Origin of the sequence: Herbaspirillum robiniae (assembly GCF_002213415.1) — a bacterium.
In the GTDB taxonomy this organism is placed as follows: Bacteria; Pseudomonadota; Gammaproteobacteria; order Burkholderiales; family Burkholderiaceae_D; genus Herbaspirillum; species Herbaspirillum robiniae.
Genome location: NZ_NJGU01000018.1, coordinates 68,828 through 89,666, shown reverse-complemented (window position 1 = coordinate 89,666; position 20,839 = coordinate 68,828). Strand labels below are relative to the sequence as shown.

At 67.8% G+C, this 20,839-nt stretch carries 18 protein-coding genes; 13 read left to right on the top strand and 5 right to left on the bottom strand.

Features of this window, described 5'->3' with window-relative positions; genetic code table 11:
* Nucleotides 1-656: 656 nt before the first annotated feature.
* Nucleotides 657-1,244: a flavin reductase family protein gene (locus CEJ42_RS23600; protein WP_079215900.1), complete on the bottom strand. Its 588-nt coding sequence runs from the start codon at nt 1,242-1,244 to the stop codon at nt 657-659.
* An 85-nt stretch (nt 1,245-1,329) separates the two neighbouring features.
* The gene (locus CEJ42_RS23595; RefSeq protein WP_079215899.1) at nt 1,330-2,250 is read right to left on the bottom strand and encodes a LysR family transcriptional regulator; all 921 of its coding nucleotides are present in this window, start codon (nt 2,248-2,250) and stop codon (nt 1,330-1,332) included.
* Nucleotides 2,251-2,452: 202 nt separating this feature from the next.
* On the opposite strand from CEJ42_RS23595, the gene CEJ42_RS23590 reads away from it, so the two are divergent.
* Genes CEJ42_RS23590 through CEJ42_RS23565 form a run of 6 tightly spaced genes read left to right on the top strand, consistent with a single transcriptional unit; the run spans nt 2,453 to nt 8,753 of the window.
* On the top strand, nt 2,453-3,667 hold the full coding sequence (locus tag CEJ42_RS23590; RefSeq protein WP_079215898.1) for an MFS transporter: 1,215 nt from the start codon (nt 2,453-2,455) through the stop codon (nt 3,665-3,667).
* A 19-nt stretch (nt 3,668-3,686) separates the two neighbouring features.
* Complete coding sequence (locus CEJ42_RS23585; RefSeq protein ID WP_088752746.1) at nt 3,687-5,207, top strand: amidase; 1,521 nt, start codon at nt 3,687-3,689, stop codon at nt 5,205-5,207.
* 52 nt (nt 5,208-5,259) lie between these two features.
* Nucleotides 5,260-5,610 carry a RidA family protein gene (locus CEJ42_RS23580; protein WP_088752745.1) on the top strand — a complete coding sequence of 117 codons (351 nt, stop codon included), beginning with the start codon at nt 5,260-5,262 and terminating at the stop codon, nt 5,608-5,610.
* Nucleotides 5,611-5,637: 27 nt separating this feature from the next.
* On the top strand, nt 5,638-6,954 hold the full coding sequence (locus CEJ42_RS23575) for an FAD-dependent oxidoreductase (protein ID WP_165774496.1): 1,317 nt from the start codon (nt 5,638-5,640) through the stop codon (nt 6,952-6,954).
* Entirely contained in the window at nt 6,951-7,589 is a 639-nt protein-coding gene (locus CEJ42_RS23570; RefSeq protein ID WP_088752743.1) for a YitT family protein, read from the top strand. The genes CEJ42_RS23575 and CEJ42_RS23570 overlap by 4 nt, the downstream gene beginning before the upstream one ends.
* A 15-nt stretch (nt 7,590-7,604) precedes the next feature.
* Nucleotides 7,605-8,753 carry an NAD(P)/FAD-dependent oxidoreductase gene (locus tag CEJ42_RS23565; RefSeq protein WP_088752742.1) on the top strand — a complete coding sequence of 383 codons (1,149 nt, stop codon included), beginning with the start codon at nt 7,605-7,607 and terminating at the stop codon, nt 8,751-8,753.
* Between the two features lie 64 nt (nt 8,754-8,817).
* Here the strand turns inward: CEJ42_RS23565 and CEJ42_RS23560 are convergent, their stop codons facing one another.
* On the bottom strand, nt 8,818-9,738 hold the full coding sequence (locus CEJ42_RS23560; RefSeq protein ID WP_079215892.1) for a dihydrodipicolinate synthase family protein: 921 nt from the start codon (nt 9,736-9,738) through the stop codon (nt 8,818-8,820).
* Nucleotides 9,739-9,921: 183 nt separating this feature from the next.
* Here CEJ42_RS23560 and CEJ42_RS23555 point away from each other — a divergent pair, with 183 nt between their 5' ends.
* From CEJ42_RS23555 to CEJ42_RS23530, 6 genes are all read left to right on the top strand, one after another.
* On the top strand, nt 9,922-10,884 hold the full coding sequence (locus CEJ42_RS23555; protein ID WP_079215891.1) for a LysR family transcriptional regulator: 963 nt from the start codon (nt 9,922-9,924) through the stop codon (nt 10,882-10,884).
* Between the two features lie 425 nt (nt 10,885-11,309).
* Nucleotides 11,310-12,644, top strand: coding sequence for an MFS transporter (locus tag CEJ42_RS23550; protein WP_079215890.1), 1,335 nt, complete (start codon nt 11,310-11,312; stop codon nt 12,642-12,644).
* A gap of 86 nt (nt 12,645-12,730) precedes the next feature.
* Nucleotides 12,731-13,561 (top strand): phosphogluconate dehydrogenase C-terminal domain-containing protein, encoded by an 831-nt coding sequence (locus CEJ42_RS23545; RefSeq protein ID WP_079215889.1) that lies wholly within the window; start codon nt 12,731-12,733, stop codon nt 13,559-13,561.
* 92 nt (nt 13,562-13,653) lie between these two features.
* Nucleotides 13,654-14,898 (top strand): ribulose-bisphosphate carboxylase large subunit family protein, encoded by a 1,245-nt coding sequence (locus CEJ42_RS23540; protein WP_088752741.1) that lies wholly within the window; start codon nt 13,654-13,656, stop codon nt 14,896-14,898.
* Entirely contained in the window at nt 14,895-16,283 is a 1,389-nt protein-coding gene (gene oiaK / locus CEJ42_RS23535) for a 3-oxo-isoapionate kinase OiaK (RefSeq protein ID WP_088752740.1), read from the top strand. The genes CEJ42_RS23540 and oiaK overlap by 4 nt, the downstream gene beginning before the upstream one ends.
* A 111-nt stretch (nt 16,284-16,394) precedes the next feature.
* Nucleotides 16,395-17,102 (top strand): transcriptional regulator NanR, encoded by a 708-nt coding sequence (locus CEJ42_RS23530; protein ID WP_079215886.1) that lies wholly within the window; start codon nt 16,395-16,397, stop codon nt 17,100-17,102.
* A 48-nt stretch (nt 17,103-17,150) separates the two neighbouring features.
* On the opposite strand, the gene CEJ42_RS23525 is transcribed toward CEJ42_RS23530, so the two are convergent.
* Together CEJ42_RS23525 and CEJ42_RS23520 are read right to left on the bottom strand one after the other, a co-directional pair.
* Nucleotides 17,151-18,050, bottom strand: a complete 900-nt coding sequence (locus tag CEJ42_RS23525; protein WP_079215885.1) for a LysR family transcriptional regulator — start codon at nt 18,048-18,050, stop codon at nt 17,151-17,153.
* Nucleotides 18,051-18,073: 23 nt separating this feature from the next.
* Complete coding sequence (locus CEJ42_RS23520) at nt 18,074-18,937, bottom strand: hypothetical protein (RefSeq protein ID WP_079215884.1); 864 nt, start codon at nt 18,935-18,937, stop codon at nt 18,074-18,076.
* A 296-nt stretch (nt 18,938-19,233) separates the two neighbouring features.
* On the opposite strand from CEJ42_RS23520, the gene CEJ42_RS23515 reads away from it, so the two are divergent.
* Nucleotides 19,234-20,610: an NAD(P)H-dependent oxidoreductase gene (locus tag CEJ42_RS23515; protein ID WP_079215883.1), complete on the top strand. Its 1,377-nt coding sequence runs from the start codon at nt 19,234-19,236 to the stop codon at nt 20,608-20,610.
* Nucleotides 20,611-20,839: the final 229 nt, after the last annotated feature.

Below are 20,839 nucleotides of genomic sequence, written 5' to 3'. Positions count from 1 at the left end.
CCGCTGGTTCCACAACGACATCCAGGCCGCGCATGACTTCGTGGTGAGCGGGTCGGTGCGCAATGCGGTGGTGGCCAGTATTGGGCAGTTTGTTTGATGGGCGGACGTATCGTCGTCTGTATGCCCTAGACGCGCTTCGAGCGTAGCGCCATCCCGCCAGGGCAGCGGAGTACCACTCCACCGCCGTCATTCCGGCGTCAAACTCATCCGCCGTCATCCCGGCGCAGGCCGGGATCCAGTGTCTTTTGTCGCGCAGCGATGCACGACGAACGACGCTGGATCCTGACTTTCGTCAGGATGACGGCGGTGTTTTTACGTCTATGCCTGACTTTGATGCGGTGGTGGCCAGTATTGGGCAGTTTGTTTGGTGGGCGGACGTATCGTCGTCTGTATGCCCTAGACACTTCGAGCGTAGCGCCATCCCGCCAAGGCAGCGGAGTATCACTCCACCGCCGTCATTCCGGCGTCAAACTCATCCGCCGTCATCCCGGCGCAGGCCGGGATCCAGTGTCTTTTGTCGCGCAGCGATGTCCGACGAACGACACTGGATCCTGACTTTCGTCAGGATGACGGCGGTGTTTTTGCGTCTATGCCTGACTTTGGCGTTGCAAGGCTGCGCAAGCCTTCGCAAGCCTTTGCAAGAATGCGATCCGGCCTCAGCGCTTGCCCGCCAGCTCCTGCGCCTGCACCTGGTTGGACGCCGTCACGAACTTACCCGCGCCCAGGTGATGCAGGGTATGCAGGTCGGCGTTGTCGGGCGTGAAGTTCCAGTGGCCGTCGGCAAAGATGCGCGCATCGGCGGCGGCCGAGAGCACCTCGCCGAAGAAGGTGTCGTAGGCGCTCTCGCTGTGCGACTCCGGAATCCAGCGGCATTCCAGCCAGGCCGCGCAGCCTTGCTCCAGCGTCGGCATGCCCAGCACCGGGCCGTTGCCGGAGGCGATGCCGAAGTGCTCGAACTTGTCGGACTCGCGTCCGCTGCTGCTGCCCACCGTATAGGTCAGGTCCATCAGCGCGGCGCCCGGGACGATGATGCCGAAGCCGCCGCCGCCGGTGATCAGTTCGCGCGTGAAGGTGCTCTTGTCGATCACCACCGCGATGCGCGGCGGCGTGAACTCGACCGGCATCGACCAGGCGGCCGCCATGATGTTGCGGCGTGCGCCGTGGGCGGCGGTCACCAGCACGGTGGGGCCGTGGTTGATCAGGCGGCTGGCATGGTGCAGTTCGACGGGACGGAAATGGCTCAAGGCGGGCTCCTGTGTCTGACGAAAAATCGAAAACACGCAGGATGACACAGTTCGCCGCCCGCCGCCGGAGGCCGTCCGGCGCAGCTCAGTAGTCTTCCATCGCGCGCGTGGTCAGCGCGTTGAGGAAGGCGCGCGCCGCCTGCGGCAGGGTGCGCCCGGTCAGCGACTGGATCTCCAGCTGCAGGGTGTTCATGTCCTTGTCCTTGATCGGCAGCGCCGCCAGCTGGCCGGCCTGCACCAGCTTGCGGATCGGCAGCCCGGCGGAGAAGCCGATGCCGTTGCCGGCCATCACGAAGCACAGCAGCGCGCTGATGGAGTCGGCCGCCAGCACCGGTTCCAGCAGGATGTTGCGGCGGCTGCAGCAGGCGTCGATCAGGCGCCGCATGGTGATGTTCTTCTGCGGCATGGCCAGCGGATAGGCCACCAGTTCGGACAGCACCACCTGCTTGCGGTGCGCCAGTTCGTGGTCGGGCCGCATCACCGCCAGGATGGGCGCGTTCTGCGCGAACTCCACCTTGATGTCGGGATCGGGCGCCATGGTGAAGGTCAGCCCGAGGTCGACCGCGCCTTCGCGGATCTGCTGCGCCACATGCACCGCATTGCCCACCGACAGCTGGAAGCGGATGCCCCCGTGCTGGCGGCGGAACTGCTCGATGGCGCTGGGGACGAATTCCAGCGCGAAGCCCTCGGTGCAGGCCAGCTTCACCTCGCCGCGCCGCAATCCCTTCAGCGCCGCCAGCTCGTTGCCGATGCGCTCGGCCTCCAGCTGCATGCGCAGCGCGTGCGCGGCCAGCAGCTCGCCGGCGGCGTTGGGCTTCATGCCGCGCGAGACGCGGTCGAACAGCTGGGTGTCGAGCTCGTCCTCCAGCCGCGCGATCTGGCGGCTGATGGCCGAAGAGGCGACGTTGAGCGTGGCCGCGGCCTCGGTGATGGAGCCGCGCCGCACCACTTCGAGGAAGTAGCGCACGGCGGTTTCCTGCAGCACGCGGGTATGGATGGAGGACATAGGGGCATTGTAGGAATGGTTTGCCGTTTCGGCAATCGATTATTCGAAAACTTGTTCTTGTGGCAAACCATGCGCGGGCTTAGGATGAATCCATGTTGCGGCACAGGCGAACTTCCCGGCTCGCCTGCGCAACAGGCCGGGGAAGGCGCCCGCTGCCGGACGGATCCGGGGCGGCATCGTTTCGTCAAGCAAGGGATTCGTCATGAACGCTGCGTTGCATACGAGCAAATACAAATACATGGTGCTGGTCCTGCTGTACCTGGGCTGGTGCGTCTCCTACATCGACCGCGCGGCGATCACCTTCGCCGCCACCCACATCGCCAGCGAATTCCAGCTCAAGCCGTCCGACCTGGGCATCCTGCTGTCGAGCTTCTTCCTCGGCTATTCGCTGCTGCAGTTGCCGGGCGGCTGGCTGGCCGACCGCTACGGCTCGCGCCCGGTGATCGTGATCTCCATCCTGCTGTGGTCGGTATTCACCGGCGTGACCGGCATGGCCTGGTCCATCACCAGCCTGGTGGTGATCCGCTTCATCTTCGGCATCGGCGAGGGCGCGTTCCCGGCGGCCAGCGTCAAGGGCGTGGCCGAGACCTTCGACAAGGACGAGCGGCCCAAGATGTCGTCGCTGCTGATGTCCTCCAACTATATCGGCAGCATGCTGGCGCCGCTGATCATCGCGCCGATGATCCTGCAGTTCGGCTGGCGCAACGTGTTCCACTACATCGGCATCGCCGGCCTGGTGTTCGCGCTGGTGTACTGGTTCTGCGTGCGCCCGGCCAAGGTGGCCGGCGACGGGAACCGCGCCATCAACAAGAAGGCCTTCGCCGACCTGATGAAGATGCCGCTGATGTGGCAGATCGTGGCGGTGTGGTTCGGCCTGTCCATCATCAACAAGGGCCTGGACTCCTGGATGCCGACCTACCTGATGACCGTGCGCGGCCTGAACCTGAAGTCGGTCGGCATGCTGCTGCCGCTGCCCTACATCATGGCCGGCATCTCGACGGCCATCGGCGGCTGGGTGATGGTGCGCTTCTTCGACGGCCGCGAGCGCGTGCTGCTGATCGCCAGCTCGGTGCTGACCGCGGTCTTCGTCTATTGCATGTACACCGCGCAAAGCGTGGGCGGCGTGATCGCCTACCAGTGCCTGGCCTATTTCTTCAAGTCCTTCGTGCTGGCCACCTGTATCGCCTTGCCCACCAAGATGCTGCAGGCCAGCCTGATCGGCAGCGGCGTGGGCATGGTCAACCTGGGCGGGCAGGTGGCGGGCTTCATCTCGCCGCTGGTGATCGGCTTCCTGGTCAGCGCCTTCGCCAGCTACGACTACGCGTTCGGTTTCCTGATCGGCGCGGCGGTGTTCTCGGTGCTGGTGAGCCTGTTCATCCGCACCCAAAAGACGTCGGTGCAAGTGCAGCCGGCCTGACTTCAATCACGAGGATTTCATGCAAGACACTATCGTTGAAAAAAGCGCAGTCGAACTGCGCCGGCTGATCGGCGGCAAGCAGCTCTCCCCGGTCGAACTGCTCGATGCCTGCATCGCCCGCATCGAAGACATCAATCCGCACATCAACGCGGTGACGGCGACCTGCTTCGAGCGCGCCCGCGACGAGGCGAAGGCGGCCGAGCAGGCGGTGGTGGACGGCAAGCCGCTGGGCCTGCTGCACGGCCTGCCGATCGGCATCAAGGACCTGGAAGAAACCGCGGGCCTGCTGACCACCTACGGCTCGGCCATTTACCGCAACAACGTGCCGGCGCGCGACAACGCCCTGGTGGCGCGACTGCGCGCGGCCGGCGCCATCGTCGCCGGCAAGACCAACGTGCCCGAGATGGGCGCCGGCGCCAACAGCCGCAACGTGGTGTGGGGCGCCACCGGCAATCCGTTCAATCCGATGCTCAACGCCGGCGGTTCGTCAGGCGGCTCGGCCGCCGCGCTGGCGGCCGACCTGCTGCCGCTGTGCTCGGGCTCGGACACCGGCGGCTCGCTGCGCATTCCTGCGGCCAAGTGCGGCGTGGTGGGTTTCCGCCCGTCCCCGGGCCTGGTGCCCAGCGAGCGCAAGCTGCTCGGCTGGACGCCGATCTCGGTGGTCGGCCCGATGGGGCGCGACGTCGCCGACACCGTGCTGCAGCTGCGCGCCACCGCCGGCATGCACATGACCGATCCGTTGAGCTATCCGCTGGGCGAGGATCCGTTCGCAGCACTTCCCGAGGTCGATCTCTCGCGCCTGCGCATCGGCTACACCGAAGACTTCGGCGTGTGCGAGGTCGACGACGGCATCCGCCAGGTGTTCCGCGACAAGATGGCCGCCATCGGCGCCATGGTGGCTGTGTGCGAGCCGGTCGAGATCGACATGGGCGAGGCCCACCGCTGCTTCGACGTGATCCGCGCCGAGAGCTTCGTGGCCGGTTTCGAGGCCGCCTACCGGCGCGACCCGTCCTCGCTGGGCCCCAACACCCGCGCCAACTACGAGATGGGCGCGGCCATGACGCTGGCCGACAGCGCCTGGGCCGCCGGCGAGCAGACCCGCATCTTCCGCCGCTTCCAGCAGCTCTACGAGCGCTACGACCTGATCCTGTCGCCGACCACGCCGGTCTCGCCCTTCCCCTGGAGCGAGCTGTACCTGAAGGAAGTCAACGGCGTGGCGCTGCAGAACTACTACCGCTGGCTGGCGCTGACCTACGTGGTGACGCTGGCGACCAACCCGTCGATCTCGCTGCCCTGCGGCAGCGACCATCGCGGCATGCCCTTCGGCCTGCAGGTGACCGGCGCCTTCCGTGCCGACGCCCATGTGCTGGCCTGCGCCGCCGCGCTGGAGAGCGCCTTCGCCGGCAGCGCGCAGCTGCGCCGCCCGCGTCCAGACCTGGACAAGCTCAGGAGCGTCAACGCGCCGCTCAAGTCCATCGTCACCGCAGCTCCCGGCGAGGGCGCGCAAGGGCAGGCATCGGCCGGCGGGCCGGCGGTCTGAGGCAAGCGGCATCGCATTTCGTTTTCAATTCATTTTCATTGCAGAGAATTTCATGACCCAGATCCAACGCTTCAATACCAATACCCGCATGAGCCAACTGGTGGTGGCCAACGGCTTCGCCTTCGTCTCCGGCCAGGTGCCGGACAACGCCGGCGCGTCCATCACCCAGCAGACCGAAGAAGTGCTGGCCAAGGTCGATGCGCAACTGAAAGCACAAGGCATCGCGCGCGAGCAGATCGTCAGCGCCAATGTGTGGCTCTCCAGCCCCGACCATTTCGGCGCCTTCAATGCCGTGTGGGACCAGTGGATCCCGTCCGGCCACGCGCCCGCGCGCGCCTGCGTGCAAGCCTTGCTGATGCTGCCGGGCCTGGACGTGGAAGTGGCGGTCGTCGCCGCCGTCTGAGGGAACAACGAATCACGGATGCCTGAGATGAAGCGTGCAGATTTGTCGGCCGCGAGGCCGGCCGAAGCCGCGCCTGCGGCACAGCATGTGATCGTGATCGGCGCCGGCGTGGTCGGCGTTTCCACCGCGCTGGCGCTGGCCGAGGCCGGCCATCGCGTGGAGGTGTACGAGGCGGCGTCGGAAGCGGCTCAGGGGGCCAGCTTCGCCAACGCCGGCCTGATCTCGCCGGGGCATTGCTTCAGCTGGGCCGAGCCCGGCGCGCTGGGCGTGTTCGTCAAGAGCCTGTTCGGCAAGGCCGACGGTCTGGGCGTGACGCGCCCGATGAGTCCGTCCTTGTGGCGCTGGGGCTGGCAATTCTGGCGCCATAGTTCAGCCGCGCAGTGGGAGCGCGATTCGCGCGCCGCGCTGGCGCTGTCGGCGTATTCGCGCGACGTGCATTTCGCCGCCGCGCGCGGTAACGGCGTTGCGCCCGCACTGTATGGCGGCGCGGCACGCGGCATTCTCTATCTTTATCAACAGGGCCAGTCGCCGCGGGCGATCGAGAAAGACATGCTGGCCTCAGCCGGCGAGCCGGTGCGGCAGGTCGATGCCGCCGGCCTGGCGCAGATCGAGCCGCTGCTGCAACAGGCCGGCCAGCGCTTCGAGCAAGGCGTGTATTGCCCCAACGACGGCACCGGCAACGCCCGCGAATACACGGCCGCTGCCTTGCAACGCGCGCAGGCGCTGGGCGTGCATTTTCACTTCAATGCCCCGGTGCAGCGCCTGCTGGTCAAGGGCGACCGCATCGCCGGTGTCGAACTGCAGCACAGCGTGGGCGTGGTCAAGGCCGACACCGTGGTGATGGCGGCCGGCCTGGCCTCGGCGTCTTTGCTCAAGCCGCTGGGCTATGACTTGCCGATCTATCCGGTCACCGGTTATTCGATCACTTTCCACCATGAAGAGGATTTCGAGCCGGCCGTGGGGGCGGTGTCGCTGGCCGACAAGATCGCCTGGGCCGGTTTCGGCCGCGGCGTGGTGCGCTTCACCGGTTTTGCCGACATCGGCCCGCGCGGCAGCGAGGCGCTGGGCGAGAAACGCTTCGCCGCGCTGGAGTCCTTCGCCCGCCGCATCTATCCGCAACTGACGCATTGCCGGCCGCAACGCTGGATCGGCCAGCGGCCGATGACGCCGGACGGCATCCCGGTGCTTGGCGCCAGCCGCCACGCCAACTTGGTGCTCAACTGCGGCCACGGCGCCATGGGCTGGACCATGGCCGGCGGTTGCGCGCAGATCGTGTGCGACCTGGTCGCCGGGCGTGCGCCGGCCATCGATTGCGCGCCTTACCGCTGGAATCGTTTCTCATGAACGCGAGCGCGCAAGTCACGGCATCGGTGCCGCATTCGCGCATCGACGATGTGGTCGCGGTGCTGTCCGGCACGCTGCTGATTTCCTTCGGGCTGGCGTTGTACAGGCAGGCCGGCATCCTCACCGGCGGCACCGCCGGCATCTCGTTCCTGTTGTCGTATGCGCAGGGCTGGAAATTCGGGCTGGTGTTCTTCGTCATCAACCTGCCGTTCTACTGGCTCTCGATGGCGCGTATGGGCTGGAACTTCACCCTGCGCACCTTCATCGGCGTGCTGCTTATTTCGGCGTTCGCCGAGTTGCACACGCGCCTGTTGCACGGCGCCGGCGGACAAGGCCTGGCTGGCATCAATCCCTTCTACATTGCCGTCATCGGCGGGCTGGTGATGGGCATGGGCTTCATCGCGCTGTTCCGGCACCGCACCAGCCTGGGCGGCATCAATGTCGTGGCGCTGTACCTGCAGCAGCGTTGCGGCTGGCGCGCCGGCTGGGTATTGATGGCGACCGACGTCGCCATCGTGCTGGCCGCCTTGCTGGTGGTCGAGCCGCAAAGGGTGGCGGCATCGGTGCTGGGCGTGGCCACCATCAACCTGCTGATCGCATTGAACCACCGGCCGGGACGCTACATGGGCGTCTAGCCTCGGGAACCTGACATGAGCACACACACCGAACACCGCACCGCGGATTACCTGATCATCGGCGCCGGCATCGCCGGCGCGTCCATCGCCTACTGGCTGGCGCGCCACGGCAGCGTGCTGCTGGTCGAGCGCGAATCCCAGCCCGGCTACCACAGCACCGGCCGCTCGGCCGCGCTGTACATGGAAAGCTACGGCCCGCCGCAGGTGCGCGCGCTGACCTGCGCCAGCCGCGCCTTTTTCGACCAGCCGCCGGCCGGCTTTACCGACCATCCCCTGCTCACGCCGCGCGGCGCGCTGTTCTTCGCCACCCCCGATCAGCAGGACGAACTGGATGCGCACGAGGCGCTGGTGCGTTCTGTTTCCGATAAAGTGCAGCGTCTGGATGCCGCGCAGACCTGCGCGATGGTGCCGGTGCTGAAGCCGGACGAGATCGTCGGCGCGGTCTATGAAGAAGACGCCAGCGACATCGACGTGCATGCCTTGCACCAGGGATTCCTGCGCGGCGCGCGTGCGGCCGGTGCGCGCGTGCTGTGCGACGCCGAGGTGCTGGGGATCACGCGGGATGCTGCGGATGACTTGTGGTGCATCGATACCAGCCAGGGCGAGTTGCGTGCGCCGGTCATCGTCAACGCCGCCGGCGCCTGGGCCGACGAGATCGGCCGGCTGGCCGGCGCCGCGCCCATCGGCCTGGTGCCCAAGCGCCGCTCGGCCTTCACCTTTGCCGCGCCGGCCGGCAGCGACAGCGACCGCTGGCCGATGTTCATGCGGGTGGATGAGTCCTTTTACGTCAAGCCCGATGCCGGCCTGCTGCTCGGTTCGCCGGCCAACGCCGACCCGGTCGCGCCGCACGACGTGCAGGCCGAGGAGCTCGACATCGCCATCGCGATCGACCACATCCAGACCTGGACTTCGCTGGAGATCCGCCGTCCGTCCCATGTGTGGGCGGGGCTGCGCTCGTTCGTGGCGGATGGCAGCTTCGTCGGCGGCTACGATGCGCAGCTGCCCGGTTTCTTCTGGGCGGCCGGGCAGGGCGGCTACGGCATCCAGTCCGCGCCCGCCGCCGGCGAGGCTTACGCCGCGCTGGTACGCGCAGAACCGGTGCCGCCGCATATCGCCCGCTTCGGCGTCGACGCGGCCGCACTGAGTCCGGCGCGCCTGCGCTGAGGCGCAATGAAAAACGGGAGCCACAGGCTCCCGTTCTCTTTTGCCGCGCGACTGCGCCGCGGACTTATTTGCCCCAGGTCAGCACCAGCGGATTGAGGCGGCGCGCCACGCGCAGCAGGCCCTCGCGCACCTTCGGGTGCATCGCCGGCTGCGGATGGCGCAGCATGTCGGACTTGATCACGCCGCCTTCGACCATCAGCGCCTTGCAGGCGGCCAGGCCGCACTGGCGGTTTTCGTAGTTGATCAGCGGCAGCCAGTTCATGTACAGCTCGGCGGCCTTCTCGGTGTCGCCGGCGAAGTAGGCGTCGACGATCTTGCGGATGCCGTCCGGGTAGCCGCCGCCGGTCATGGCGCCGGTGGCGCCGGCGTCGAAGTCGGGGATCAGGGTGATTGCTTCTTCGCCGTCCCACGGGCCGACCACGGCGTCGCCGCCCAGCTCGATCAGGTCGCGCAGCTTGGAGGCGGCGCCGGCGGTCTCGATCTTGAAGTAGGAGACGTTCTCGATCTCCTTGGCCATCTTCGCCAGGAAGGGCGCCGACAGCGGCGTGCCGGCCACCGGCGCGTCCTGGATCATGATGGGGATGTCGATGGCGGCCGAGACGCGGTCGTAGAACTCGTAGATCTGCTTTTCGGACACGCGGAAGGTGGCGCCGTGGTACGGCGGCATCACCATCACCATGGCCGCGCCCGCATCCTGCGCGGCGCGGCTGCGCTCGGCGCAGATCTGGCTGCCGTAGTGGGTGGTGGTGACGATCACCGGGATGCGGCCGGCCACGTGTTCCAGCACGGTGTTCTGCACCTGGGTGCGCTCTTCGTCGGAGAGCACGAACTGCTCGGAGAAGTTGGCCAGGATGCAGATGCCGTTGGAGCCGGCGTCGATCATGAAGTCGATGGCGCGCTTCTGGCCTTCCAGGTCGAGGTTGCCGTTCTGGTCGAAGATGGTCGGGGCGACGGGGAATACGCCGCGGTAGATAGGGGTGCTCATGGTGTCTCCGCTTGTGTTTGGAATGGAACCGGCCGGCTTCCAGCGCAGCGCGCATGGTTCCGGATGGCGATGAATATACGTCCGGCGGCGGGGGCTGTATAGTGAAGACTTTCCATCATGTGATCGCTTTTACGACTCACCGATCTTGCCCGTTCCAGCCCGTTCCAGACCGCTTCCGACGCCATGAAACCCGCCTCCAGCCTGCAGAACCTCAACAGCCTCCTGTCGCGCCTGCGCATGAAGCAGCTCCAGCTGCTGATCGCGCTGGACGACCACAAGTCTCTGCACAAGGCGTCCAACGCCCTGGCCATGACACAGTCGGCCGCCAGCAAGTCGCTGGCCGAGCTGGAGGCGGTGCTGGACGCGCAGCTGTTCGAACGCACCCGGGCCGGGCTGATCCCCAACCAGTTCGGCCATTGCGTGATCCGCTATGCGCGCCTGATGGCCACCGACCTCGGCGCCCTGTGCGAGGAGATGGCGCAGATACGCTCGGGCCGCGGCGGCAGGCTGGCCGTCGGCGCGGTGATGGGGGCGGTGCCGGAGCTGGTGGTGCCGGCCGTGAACGCGCTGCACAAGACGCATCCCGAGCTGTCCATCGACATCATCGAGGACACCAGCGTGCACATGCTGGGCCTGCTGGACGACGGTCACATCGACCTGCTGGTGGGACGCTCCAGCGTGTCCGACAACCCCGCCAAGTATCACTATCAGCCGCTGTCCGACGAGCCGCTGTCGGTGGTGGTCTCGAGCGAGCATCCGCGCCTGCGCAGCAGATCGGTCAGCCTGGCCGACCTGCAGGGCTACCGCTGGGTCACCTATCCCAGCCACATGCCGCTGCGCGCGGTGCTGGAGCGCGAGTTCGACCTGGCCGGGCTGGACCTGCCGGCCGGCGCCATCTCCACCGCCTCGACCTTCGTCACCGTGGCCGTGCTGCGCCAGGCCAGCGACACCGTGGCCATCCTGCCCACCAGCGTGGCCAGGATGTTCGTCGACAGCGGCGTGCTGCGCATCCTGCCGGTGACGCTGACGTCGGTGTCGCAGACCATTGGCATCGTCACGCGCAAGGGCGGCGAGCTGTCGCCGGCGGCGCGCTCGTTCGTGCAGTTGCTGCAGGAGCGTTTCGGCGGGCGGGGCGCGCCGGGCTGAGCCCGCTTCAGGCCTCGGCTTTTCGGACGGTTCGGGACTTGTCATTGCCGCACAGGCCCTGACTGTGCGCGCTTCGGCGGGCCGGTTTCGCGTCACCGGTCGACCGGGTGGCTTTCCCGTTGTTTCCTTCCGGCATCGCACGCAACGCTCATCTCTCGCATGCAAAAAATTAAACCATCGATGAAAAAGTAAACTGGTATAGTGATGATACCAGTTGCGAAAACACGGCTTTTGTAAGGGAACGCCAGTGCAACCGGCCAATAACAAGCGCAAAGCGCGGCAAAGGCAATACCAAAGCAGAACAATCAACAGACGGCAGCCAGGCGAGCGCAGGCGTTCGCAGCCCCCGCGGATCCTGGCGGACCGACACCATAAAAGAGGTTGTTGTTGAAGGGCACCAGCCTCGCAACCTGCCAGGAGACAGTATGCAAACCACCAGCGCGGTCGAGAAATCGGCCATCCGCAAGGTCGCGATGAGGCTCGTGCCTTTCGTCGGCCTGATGTTCTTCATCAATTTCCTCGACCGCACCGCGATCTCGTTCGCCGGCCCCAACGGCATGACCAAGGACCTGGCCCTGACCGCGGCCCAGTTCGGCTTCGCCGCGGGCGTGTTCTTCATCGGCTACGTGCTGCTGGAAATCCCCAGCAACCTGGCCCTGCACAAGTACGGCGCGCGCCGCTGGCTGGCGCGCATCATGGTCACCTGGGGCATCGTGGCGCTGCTGTTTACCTGGGTCAGCAGCGTGGAGGGGCTGTATGCGCTGCGCTTCCTGCTGGGCGTGGCCGAGGCCGGCTTCTTCCCCGGCGCCATCCTCTACCTGAGCATGTGGGTGCCGGCGCGGCACCGCAGCCACATCCTGGCGCTGTTCTACCTGGCCCAGCCGCTGACCATCGTCATCGGCGCGCCGGTGGCGGCCCTGCTGATCGAGGCGCACGGTCTGTTCGGCCTGGAAGGCTGGCGCGTGATGTTCGCCGGCGTCGCCCTGCCGGCCATCCTGGTGGGCGTGATCGCCTGGTTCTACCTGGCCGACAAGCCGTCCGAGGCCAAGTGGCTCGACGAGGCCGAGCGCAAGTGGCTGACCGCGGCGCTGCAGGCCGAGCACAACAGCAAGGAAGTCCGGCATGTGCCGCACGCCGCCGCCGCCCTGAAGAACGGCCGCGTCTGGATGCTGGCGCTGGTCTACTTCGGCCTGATCTACGGCCTGTACGCGCTGGCCTTCTTCCTGCCGACCATCATCGGCGGTTTCGAGAGCCAGTTCGGCGCCAAATTCAACGTGTTCCAGAAGGGCCTGATCACCGCCATTCCTTACGCCCCGGCCGCCGTCGCGCTGTTCCTGTGGAGCCGCGACGCCACCCGCCGCGGCGTGCGCAGCTGGCACGTCGGCCTGCCGGCGCTGCTGGGCGCGGTCAGCATCCCGGCCGCGCTGTACATGCAGACCCCGGCGGCCACCGTGCTGGCCATCACCGTGACCGCCTGCGCCATCTTCTCGGCCTTGCCGACCTTCTGGTCGATCCCGGCGCGCTTCCTCTCGGGCGCCGCCGCGGCCGCCGGCATCGCGCTGATCAATACCGTGGGCAACGCCGCCGGCTTCATGGCGCCGTTCATCACCGGCGCCATCAAGGACGCGACCGGCTCCTACCAGGCGCCGATGTTCGTGGTCGGCGCGCTGATGCTGGTGTCGGCCGTGGTGATCTTCGCCATCGGCGCCGGCGCGAAGGAAGAAGCCGCCGAGCTGCAGGGCAGGGTGGTGGCGGAATAGGGAACAAGCGGGAACAAGCGGGAACAAGCCCGCGGGCGGCCTGCCCGCGGGGATACATGCAGTGTTGTCTTGAACGGAGAAAGATCATGAAAGAAAAAATCGCGTTGTTCGGCGCCGGCGGCAAGATGGGCGTGCGCCTGGCCAAGAACCTGAAGAAGTCGGATTACCAGGTCGCCCACGTCGAGGTGAGCGAAGTCGGCCAGAAGCGCCTGAAGGATGAAGTCGGCATCGACTGCGTGAGCATCGACGCCGCGCTGGACAATGTCGACGTCGTCATCCTGGCGGTGCCCGACACCCTGATCGGCAAGATCGCCGCCGAGATCTCGCCCAAGCTGCGCGCCGGCGTGATGGTGATGACGCTGGACGCGGCCGCGCCCTTCGCCGGCCACCTGCCGGACCGGCCGGACCTGGTCTACTTCGTGGCCCACCCCTGCCATCCGCCGATCTTCAACGACGAGACCACGCAGGAAGGCCGCCGCGATTTCTTCGGCGGCGGCGCGGCCAAGCAGTCGATCACCAGCGCGCTGATGCAGGGGCCGGAGTCGGCCTTCGACCTCGGCGAAGATGTGGCCAAGGTGATCTACCAGCCCATCCTGCGCAGCTACCGCCTGACGGTGGAGCAGATGGCGATCCTGGAGCCGGGCCTGTCGGAGACCGTCTGCGCCACGCTGCTGTACGCGATGAAGCAGGCCATGGACGAGACCGTGCGCCGCGGCGTGCCGGAGGAAGCCGCGCGCGACTTCCTGCTGGGCCACATGAACATCCTGGGCGCGGTGATTTTCAAGGAAATCCCGGGCGCGTTTTCGGACGCCTGCAACAAGGCCATCCAGAACGGCCTGCCGCGCCTGTTGCGCGACGACTGGCTCAACGTGTTCGATCATGATGAAATCGCGGAGAGCATCCGTCGCATCACCTGACGGAATCCCCCGCTGCCGCCGGCTCATCCATGCCACATCGTGGACAAGCGCCGGCGGCGCATGAAGAACGAACACGAGAGAAGAGACACAGCATGGAACGCATCTACGCCAGCTACTGGCTGGAAACCGGCGACGACCCCGCGCGCGCCGCCGAGGTCATCGCCGGAGAACAATCGAGCGGCACCTTCGTCGCCCTGGCCACCGAAACGCCCGAATTGAAGGAGCGCTCCGGCGCCCGCGTCGAGCGCATCAACATCCTCGGCCACAGCAAGGAGCCCAGCCTGCCGGGCGGCATGCGTTCCGAGCGCTACACCCAGTGCGAGCTGGAGCTGTCCTGGCCGCTGGAGAACACCGGCGCCTCGCTGCCCAACCTGATGTCGACGATTGCCGGCAACCTGTTCGAGCTGCGCCAGGTCTCGGGCCTGCGCCTGACCGGGCTGAAGCTGCCCAAGGCCTTTGCCGACGCCTATCCCGGACCGGCTTTCGGCATCGAAGGCACGCGTCGGCTGACCGGCGTGGAGCGCGGCCCGCTGATCGGCACCATCATCAAGCCCAGCATCGGCCTGTCGGTGGAAGAGACGGTGCAGCAGGTGCGCGAACTGGTGGCCGGCGGCATCGACTTCATCAAGGATGACGAGCTGCAGGCCGACGGCGGCCGCTGCCCGTTCGACGAGCGGGTGCGCGCCGTCATGCGCGTCATCAACGAGCACGCCGAGCGCACCGGCAAAAAGGTCATGATGGCCTTCAACCTCACCGGCGACCTGGACGAGATGCGCCGCCGCCACGACCTGATCGTGGCCGAAGGCGGCACCTGCGCCATGGCCGTGCTGAACTCCATCGGCCTGGTCGGCCTGCGCGAGCTGCGCCGCCACGCCCAGGTGCCGATCCACGCGCACCGCGCCGGCTGGGGCTATCTCACGCGCAGCCCGCAGCTGGGCTGGGACTACGCGCCGTGGCAGCAGCTGTGGCGCCTGGCCGGTGCCGACCACATGCACGTCAACGGCCTGAGCAACAAATTCAGCGAGCCCGACGAGAGCGTCGTCGCCGCCGCGCGCTCGGTGCTGGCGCCGGTGATCGAGGGCGCCGACATGGTGTCCACGATGCCGGTGTTCAGCTCCGGCCAGACCGGGCTGCAGGCGGCCGACACTTATGCGGCCATCGGTTGCGCCGACCTGATCCACACCGCCGGCGGCGGCATCTTCGGCCATCCGCAAGGCGTGTCGGCCGGCGTCGAGGCCTTGCGCGAGGCCTGGGTGGCCGCCATGGAAGGCGTGCCGCTGGCGCAGCACGCCAGGGGCAACAAGGCGCTGCAGGCGGCGCTGGGATTCTGGAAATGAGCATGCCCGCCGATAGCGCGCTGCCGGCCGGCCTGCTGCTGGCCTACTACGGCGACGACTTCACCGGCTCCACCGACGCCATGGAAGTGATGACGGCGGCCGGGCTGTCCACCGTGCTGTTCCTGCGCACGCCGGACGCGGCCATGCTGGCGCGCTTTTCGGATGCGCGCTGCATCGGCATCGCCGGCTCCTCGCGCGGGCGTTCGCCGCAGTGGATGGACGAGCACCTGCCGCCGGCCTTCGAGGCGCTGGCGGCGTTGCGCCCGCCGCTGATGCAATACAAGGTGTGCTCCACCTTCGACTCGTCGGCCGCCACCGGCTCCATCGGCCGCGCGGTCGACATCGGCGCGCGCCATATGCCGGGCGACTGGTCGCCGATGGTGGTGGGTGCGCCGCGCCTGAAGCGCTACCAGATGTTCGGCAACCTGTTCGCCGCGGTGGATGGCGTGGGCCACCGGCTGGACCGCCATCCCACCATGGCGCGCCATCCGGTCACGCCCATGGACGAGGCCGACCTGCGCCGTCATCTCGCGTGCCAGACCGCGCGCCGCATCGAACTGGTGGACATGGTGCAGCTGCGCGAGGGCGCCGCCGTCGCCCACGAGCGCCTGCAGTCGCTGCGCGGCGGCGACAAGCCGGTGGTGCTGGTCGACGTGCTGGATGAAGAAACGCTGCGCGAAGCCGGACGGCTGGTGTGGCAGGAGAAGGGCGCCGGCGTGTTCAGCGCCTCGTCCTCGGGTTTGCAATACGCGCTGGCCGCCTACTGGCGCGCGCGCGGCTGGATCCCGCCGCAGCCGTCCTTGCCCAGGGCCGGCGCCGTGCCGGTGATCGCCGCGGTCAGCGGCAGCTGCTCGCCGGTGACGGCCGGGCAGATCGCCTGGGCGCGCGAGCATGGCTTCGCCGCCGAGCGCATGGACCTGTCGGCGGTGCTGGGCCAAGGCACGCGTGAGGCGGAGCTGGCGCGGCTGGTAGCGCGCGCGGGCGAGGCCATCGGCGCCGGGCGCAGCCCGCTGGTGTTTTCGGCCGAAGGGCCGGACGATCCTTCGGTCACCGGCTTCGACGCCATCGCCCAACAGGCCGGCATGCCGCGCCACGAGGCGGCGCGGGCCGTGGGCGTGGCGCTGGCGGAGGTGATGCGGCGCATCCTGGACGCCAACGACCTCAGACGCATTGCCATCGCCGGCGGCGACAGCTCCGGCGAAGTGGCCGGCGCGCTGGACATCGCGGCGCTGTCGGTCTGCGCGGGCCTGGCGCCGGGCGCGCCGCTGTGCCGGGCCTGGTCGGAGCATCCCCGCCGCGACGGCCTGGAGCTGGTGCTCAAGGGCGGCCAGGTGGGCGCGCGCAGCTTCTTCGGCGACGTGCTGGAGGGGCGCGCGGGCCACTGAGGCGAGGCTGCCGCGCGGGCTGCGGCAAATCGCCGCAAAGTCAGACTGGGACTGGGATTGTGGTAGAGTGCGCGTCCAATACCTACAACCTCCACAGAGACAAGTTTTCCCATGCCGGAACCGATACAGCGACGCAAGCTATACCAGGAAGTCCTGGAGCGCCTGATGGAACGCATCCACAACGGCGAACTTCCGCCCGGATCGCAGCTGCCGTCCGAGCGCGAATTGATGGAACAGTACGGCGTGGGCCGTCCCGCGGTGCGCGAGGCATTGCAGGCGATGGAGCGCTCCGGCTTCGTCGAGATCGCCCATGGCGAGCGCGCCCGCGTGGTCGACCCGACCGCAGAGCGCCTGATCGCCCAGATCGCCGCCGGCGCCCAGCACCTGCTGCGCACCAAGCCCGACATGTTGAAGCACATGAAGGAGGCGCGCGTGTTCCTGGAGACCAGCACCGCCCGCATGGCCGCCGAGCGCGCCACCGAGGCCCAGGTCGCGCGCCTGCGCCAGGCCATCGACGAGCACCGCGCCTCGATGGTCAACCTGGAAGAGTTCATCGAGCGCGACATGGCCTTCCACCGCGAGATCGCCGACATCAGCGGCAATCCCATCTTCCCTTCCATCGTCGAGTCGATGTTCCGCTGGGCCAGCGAGTTCTACACCACCCTGGTGCGCGCGCCGGGTGCGGAAGAACTGACCCTGGCCGAGCACCTGCGCATCGTCGAGGCGATCGCCGCGCATGACGGCGACGCCGCCGCCGAAGCCATGCGCGCGCACCTGACGCGGGCCAACGAGCTGTACCGGGAACTGGGTCAGCAGTAATGCGGCCCGGCCTGCCGTAGCGCGAACACCGCCGCGCGGCAGGCGCCCTCAGGCCATCCAGAATGCTTCGCCCGCCTCGCGCAGCTGCTCCCGCATGAACTGCGTCACCCGCTCGACCCGCGCCAGGTCGCGCGTGTCGGCGTGGGTCACCAGCCAGTAGGAGCGCGTCAGTCGCACCTCGTCCGGCAATACCCGCACCAGCCCCGGCTCGTTGCGCGCCATGAAGTGCGGCAGCACGCCGATGCCGGCGCCGCCGGCCAGCGCCATCATCTGGGTGATCACATTGGACACCCGCAGGTGGGCGCTGATCTCGCGCGAGACCTGGGGCAGGTAGTCCAGCTCCGGCGTCCACATCAGGTCTTCCACATAACCTATCCAGTGCAGCCCGGCCAGGTCGGCGCGCTTGCGGATCTTGGCCTTGCGCTCGAGATAGGCGGGCGCCGCATACAGGCCCAGCGCATAGTCCACCAGCTTCTTGGCGTACACCCGGCCTTGTGCCGGGCGCGCCATGCTGACCGCGAGGTCGGCCTCGCGCTTGGTCAGGCTGAAGGAGCGCGGATTGGCCACCAGTTCGATCTCCAGGCCCGGGTGCGCGCCGGTCAGGCGCTCGATGCGCGGCGCCAGGAAGTAGGTGCCGAAGCCTTCGGGCGTGCCGATGCGCACCGTGCCGGTCAGGCTGGCGGCGCCGTCGTCGAGCGTGGCGCGCATGCGCAGCGCCAGCGTTTCGATCGCCTCGGCGTCGCCGATCAGGCGCTCGCCCTCGGGCGTGAGCACGAAGCCGACCGCGCGCCGCTCGAACAGCGGCACGCCCAGGGCGGCCTCCAGCGCCGCGATGCGCCGGCTCAGCGTGGAATGGTCCACGCCCAGGCGCTGCGCGGCTACCGTCAGGCGACCGGCGCGCGCCATGGTGAGGAAGGCCTGCAGGTCGTTCCAGTTGAAGTCGCCCATGCGCGTTCCTCCTTATTCCTGCATCACGGCCACTTGAGCATGCCGTGCCAGGTGGGTTGCTTCTCTTCGTGGTAGTACGGGCGCGTCAGCGGCGCCGACATCACCTGGTCGTCGCCCAGCACGGTGGCCGTCGCCAGCGAAGGCGGACCGTCGTAGCGGCGGCAGGCCTGGGCCGAATTGCGGTTGTTGTGCATGTCCACCACCAGCCGGCGTTTTTCTTCCGGGCCCATGTGCTGCGTGGGCGGCGGCGGCATCACCTTGGGCGGCAGCACCAGCGCGTCGCCCGGCGCCACCCACAGGTCGGCCAGGCTGATCTGGTTGACGTACGGGCGCCAGCGCGCCACCGTGATCACCAGCGGCAGCGGCCCCTGGGAGAAGAAGATGTGGGCGAAGTCGTGATATTCGAGGTCGGTGGCGTTCCAGGTCAGCAGCTCGCGGCTGCGGCCGTCGCCGAGATAGGGCGACTCGTAGCCGGCCCATTTGCCGTAGGTGTAGTCGGACATGACCAGGCCGTCGTACGGAAAGCGGATGCACTCGCCGCTGCGCAGCAGCGTGGCGCCGAAGGCCTGGGCGTTTTCCGGGGTGGCCGGCAGCGGCTCGTAGCGCACCTCGGGCACGCGGAAATCGAATTCGGTGATCTCGTAGGCCGGGTAATCCTTGGGCGTGATTTGGCGCGGCCAGTGGGCGATGTCGCGGTAGGTGGCGCCGCGTTCCAGTTCCGGCGCGTCCGGCGCCAGCTCGATCAGGCGGCCGCAGATGTCCTCGGTCTGCCGGCCGCGGCCGTTGTCGTTGAACATGTACGGGAATTTCTTCGTGTCCAGCAGCGGCGCCGAAGCGCCGTCGGCGATGAACAGCACCGTATCGAAATTGCTCAGGTCTTGCGTCATGCTTTCCCCTTGTCTTGGAGCCTGCTCCCGGCGCGGCCGTGAACAGCTGCCCGTGCGTGGCTGGTTGGCTGGCGCCGGCGCGCGTTCCTGTTGTTGATGGTCCCATTCCCCGACGGCGCCGACATGTGGATTTTCGCACAGACTGCTTTCGATTTTACATATTGGATTGCGAAAATGGCGGTGCTATCTTTTGCTCCGGCAGGCGGCACGGGGCGCATCGAGACGCCCGGCAGCACCGCCCATGCCGGCTGGCGAGCCAGCCGGCCACCATTCAACATATCAACGGAGACCAAGACATGTCGCTCATCAGGCAATTGAAGGCGCGCGCCGCCAATGGAAAACCCGTCCGCGTCGGCGTCATCGGCGCCGGCAAGTTCGGTTCCATGTATCTCTCGCAGGCGCCGCGCACGCCCGGCATCCACCTGGTGGCGGTGGCCGACCTGTCACCGCAGCGCGCCCGCGCCTCGCTGGCGCGCGTGGGCTGGGAAGAACCGCGCTACCAGGCCAGGTCGCTGCAGGAGGCGGTGCGCAGCGGCGGCACCTTCATCACCGATGACGCCGACGCCATGATCGCCAGCGACGCCGTCGACATCGTCATCGACGCCACCGGCAGCCCGGCCGCCGGCATCCACCACGCGCTGCTGTGCTGCGAGCACAAGAAGCACATCATCATGGTCAACGTCGAGGCCGACGTGCTGGCCGGCCCCTACCTGGCGCGCCGTGCCGAGGAAGCCGGCATCATCTATTCGATGGCCTCGGGCGACCAGCCGGCGCTGATCGCCGAGCTGGTGGACTGGGCCCGCACCATCGGCATGGAAGTGATCTGCGCCGGCAAGGGCACCAAGTACCTGCCGATCTATCACCAGTCCACGCCCGACACCGTGTGGGGCCACTACGGCTTCTCGGAGGAGCAGGTGGCCGGCGGCGACTTCAACGCGCAGATGTTCAACTCCTTCCTCGACGGCACCAAGTCGGCGCTGGAAATGGCCGCCGTCTCCAACGGCTGCGAGCTGGTGCCGCCCACCGACGGCCTGATGTTCCCGGCCTGCGGCGTGGACGACATGCCGACCCTGCTGCGCGCCAAGGCCGACGGCGGCATCCTGCAACAGCGCGGCACGGTGGAAGTGCTGTCCTCGCTGGAGCGCGACGGCCGCCCGGTGTTCCGCGACCTGCGCTGGGGCGTGTACGCCGTGTTCGAGGCGCCCAGCGACTACGTCAAGGACTGCTTCGCCCAATACGGCCTGAAGACCGACGCCAGCGGCCGCTTCGCCGCCACCTACAAGCCTTATCACCTGATCGGCCTGGAGCTGGGCATCTCGGTGGCCAGCATCGCCGTGCGCAACGAAGCCACCGGCGCCACCACCAACTGGAGCGGCGACGTCGCCGCCACCGCCAAGCGCGCGCTGAAGGCCGGCGAGAAGCTGGACGGCGAGGGCGGCTTCACGGTCTACGGCAAGCTGATGCCGGCGGCCGATTCGCTGCGGGTGGGCGCGCTGCCGATCGGCCTGGCGCACAACATGGTGTTGAAGAACGACATCCCGGCCGGCCAGGCGGTGCGCTGGAGCGACGTCGACTTCGACGCCAGCAAGGAAGCCGTGCGCGTGCGCCGCGAGATGGAAGCCCTCTTCGCGCGCGAGCTGGGCATCGTCACCGAGCACAAGAAGGCCGCCTGAGTCTTGCGCCAGGCCGCCTCGCGCCGGCGCCATCGATAACAAGCACAAGGCCCGCGCGAGGTTCTACCGCTGCACCCGCTGCATCGCTTCTCCCTTGATGCGGGACCGGCCGGGATCGGTCGTCCCGGTCGGCCCGCATCGATTTTTTTATCCGTTTCGCATCACCCGCAACAAGGATCACATCCCACACGGGAGCGCGGCGCATGCCGTCCCTCCCATTCGCCAACCT

What these genes read in the sequence shown, in the direction of transcription:
- CEJ42_RS23585 (WP_088752746.1), top strand. Translation starts at nt 3,687, where the DNA reads ATGCAAGACACTATCGTTGAAAAAAGCGCAGTCGAACTGCGCCGGCTG.
- CEJ42_RS23575 (WP_165774496.1), top strand. Translation starts at nt 5,638, where the DNA reads ATGAAGCGTGCAGATTTGTCGGCCGCGAGGCCGGCCGAAGCCGCGCCT.
- CEJ42_RS23520 (WP_079215884.1), bottom strand. Translation starts at nt 18,937, where the DNA reads ATGACGCAAGACCTGAGCAATTTCGATACGGTGCTGTTCATCGCCGAC.
- CEJ42_RS23545 (WP_079215889.1), top strand. Translation starts at nt 12,731, where the DNA reads ATGAAAGAAAAAATCGCGTTGTTCGGCGCCGGCGGCAAGATGGGCGTG.
- CEJ42_RS23555 (WP_079215891.1), top strand. Translation starts at nt 9,922, where the DNA reads ATGAAACCCGCCTCCAGCCTGCAGAACCTCAACAGCCTCCTGTCGCGC.
- CEJ42_RS23590 (WP_079215898.1), top strand. Translation starts at nt 2,453, where the DNA reads ATGAACGCTGCGTTGCATACGAGCAAATACAAATACATGGTGCTGGTC.
- CEJ42_RS23560 (WP_079215892.1), bottom strand. Translation starts at nt 9,738, where the DNA reads ATGAGCACCCCTATCTACCGCGGCGTATTCCCCGTCGCCCCGACCATC.
- CEJ42_RS23530 (WP_079215886.1), top strand. Translation starts at nt 16,395, where the DNA reads ATGCCGGAACCGATACAGCGACGCAAGCTATACCAGGAAGTCCTGGAG.
- oiaK (WP_088752740.1), top strand. Translation starts at nt 14,895, where the DNA reads ATGAGCATGCCCGCCGATAGCGCGCTGCCGGCCGGCCTGCTGCTGGCC.
- CEJ42_RS23525 (WP_079215885.1), bottom strand. Translation starts at nt 18,050, where the DNA reads ATGGGCGACTTCAACTGGAACGACCTGCAGGCCTTCCTCACCATGGCG.
- CEJ42_RS23570 (WP_088752743.1), top strand. Translation starts at nt 6,951, where the DNA reads ATGAACGCGAGCGCGCAAGTCACGGCATCGGTGCCGCATTCGCGCATC.
- CEJ42_RS23595 (WP_079215899.1), bottom strand. Translation starts at nt 2,250, where the DNA reads ATGTCCTCCATCCATACCCGCGTGCTGCAGGAAACCGCCGTGCGCTAC.
- CEJ42_RS23540 (WP_088752741.1), top strand. Translation starts at nt 13,654, where the DNA reads ATGGAACGCATCTACGCCAGCTACTGGCTGGAAACCGGCGACGACCCC.
- CEJ42_RS23565 (WP_088752742.1), top strand. Translation starts at nt 7,605, where the DNA reads ATGAGCACACACACCGAACACCGCACCGCGGATTACCTGATCATCGGC.
- CEJ42_RS23580 (WP_088752745.1), top strand. Translation starts at nt 5,260, where the DNA reads ATGACCCAGATCCAACGCTTCAATACCAATACCCGCATGAGCCAACTG.
- CEJ42_RS23515 (WP_079215883.1), top strand. Translation starts at nt 19,234, where the DNA reads ATGTCGCTCATCAGGCAATTGAAGGCGCGCGCCGCCAATGGAAAACCC.
- CEJ42_RS23550 (WP_079215890.1), top strand. Translation starts at nt 11,310, where the DNA reads ATGCAAACCACCAGCGCGGTCGAGAAATCGGCCATCCGCAAGGTCGCG.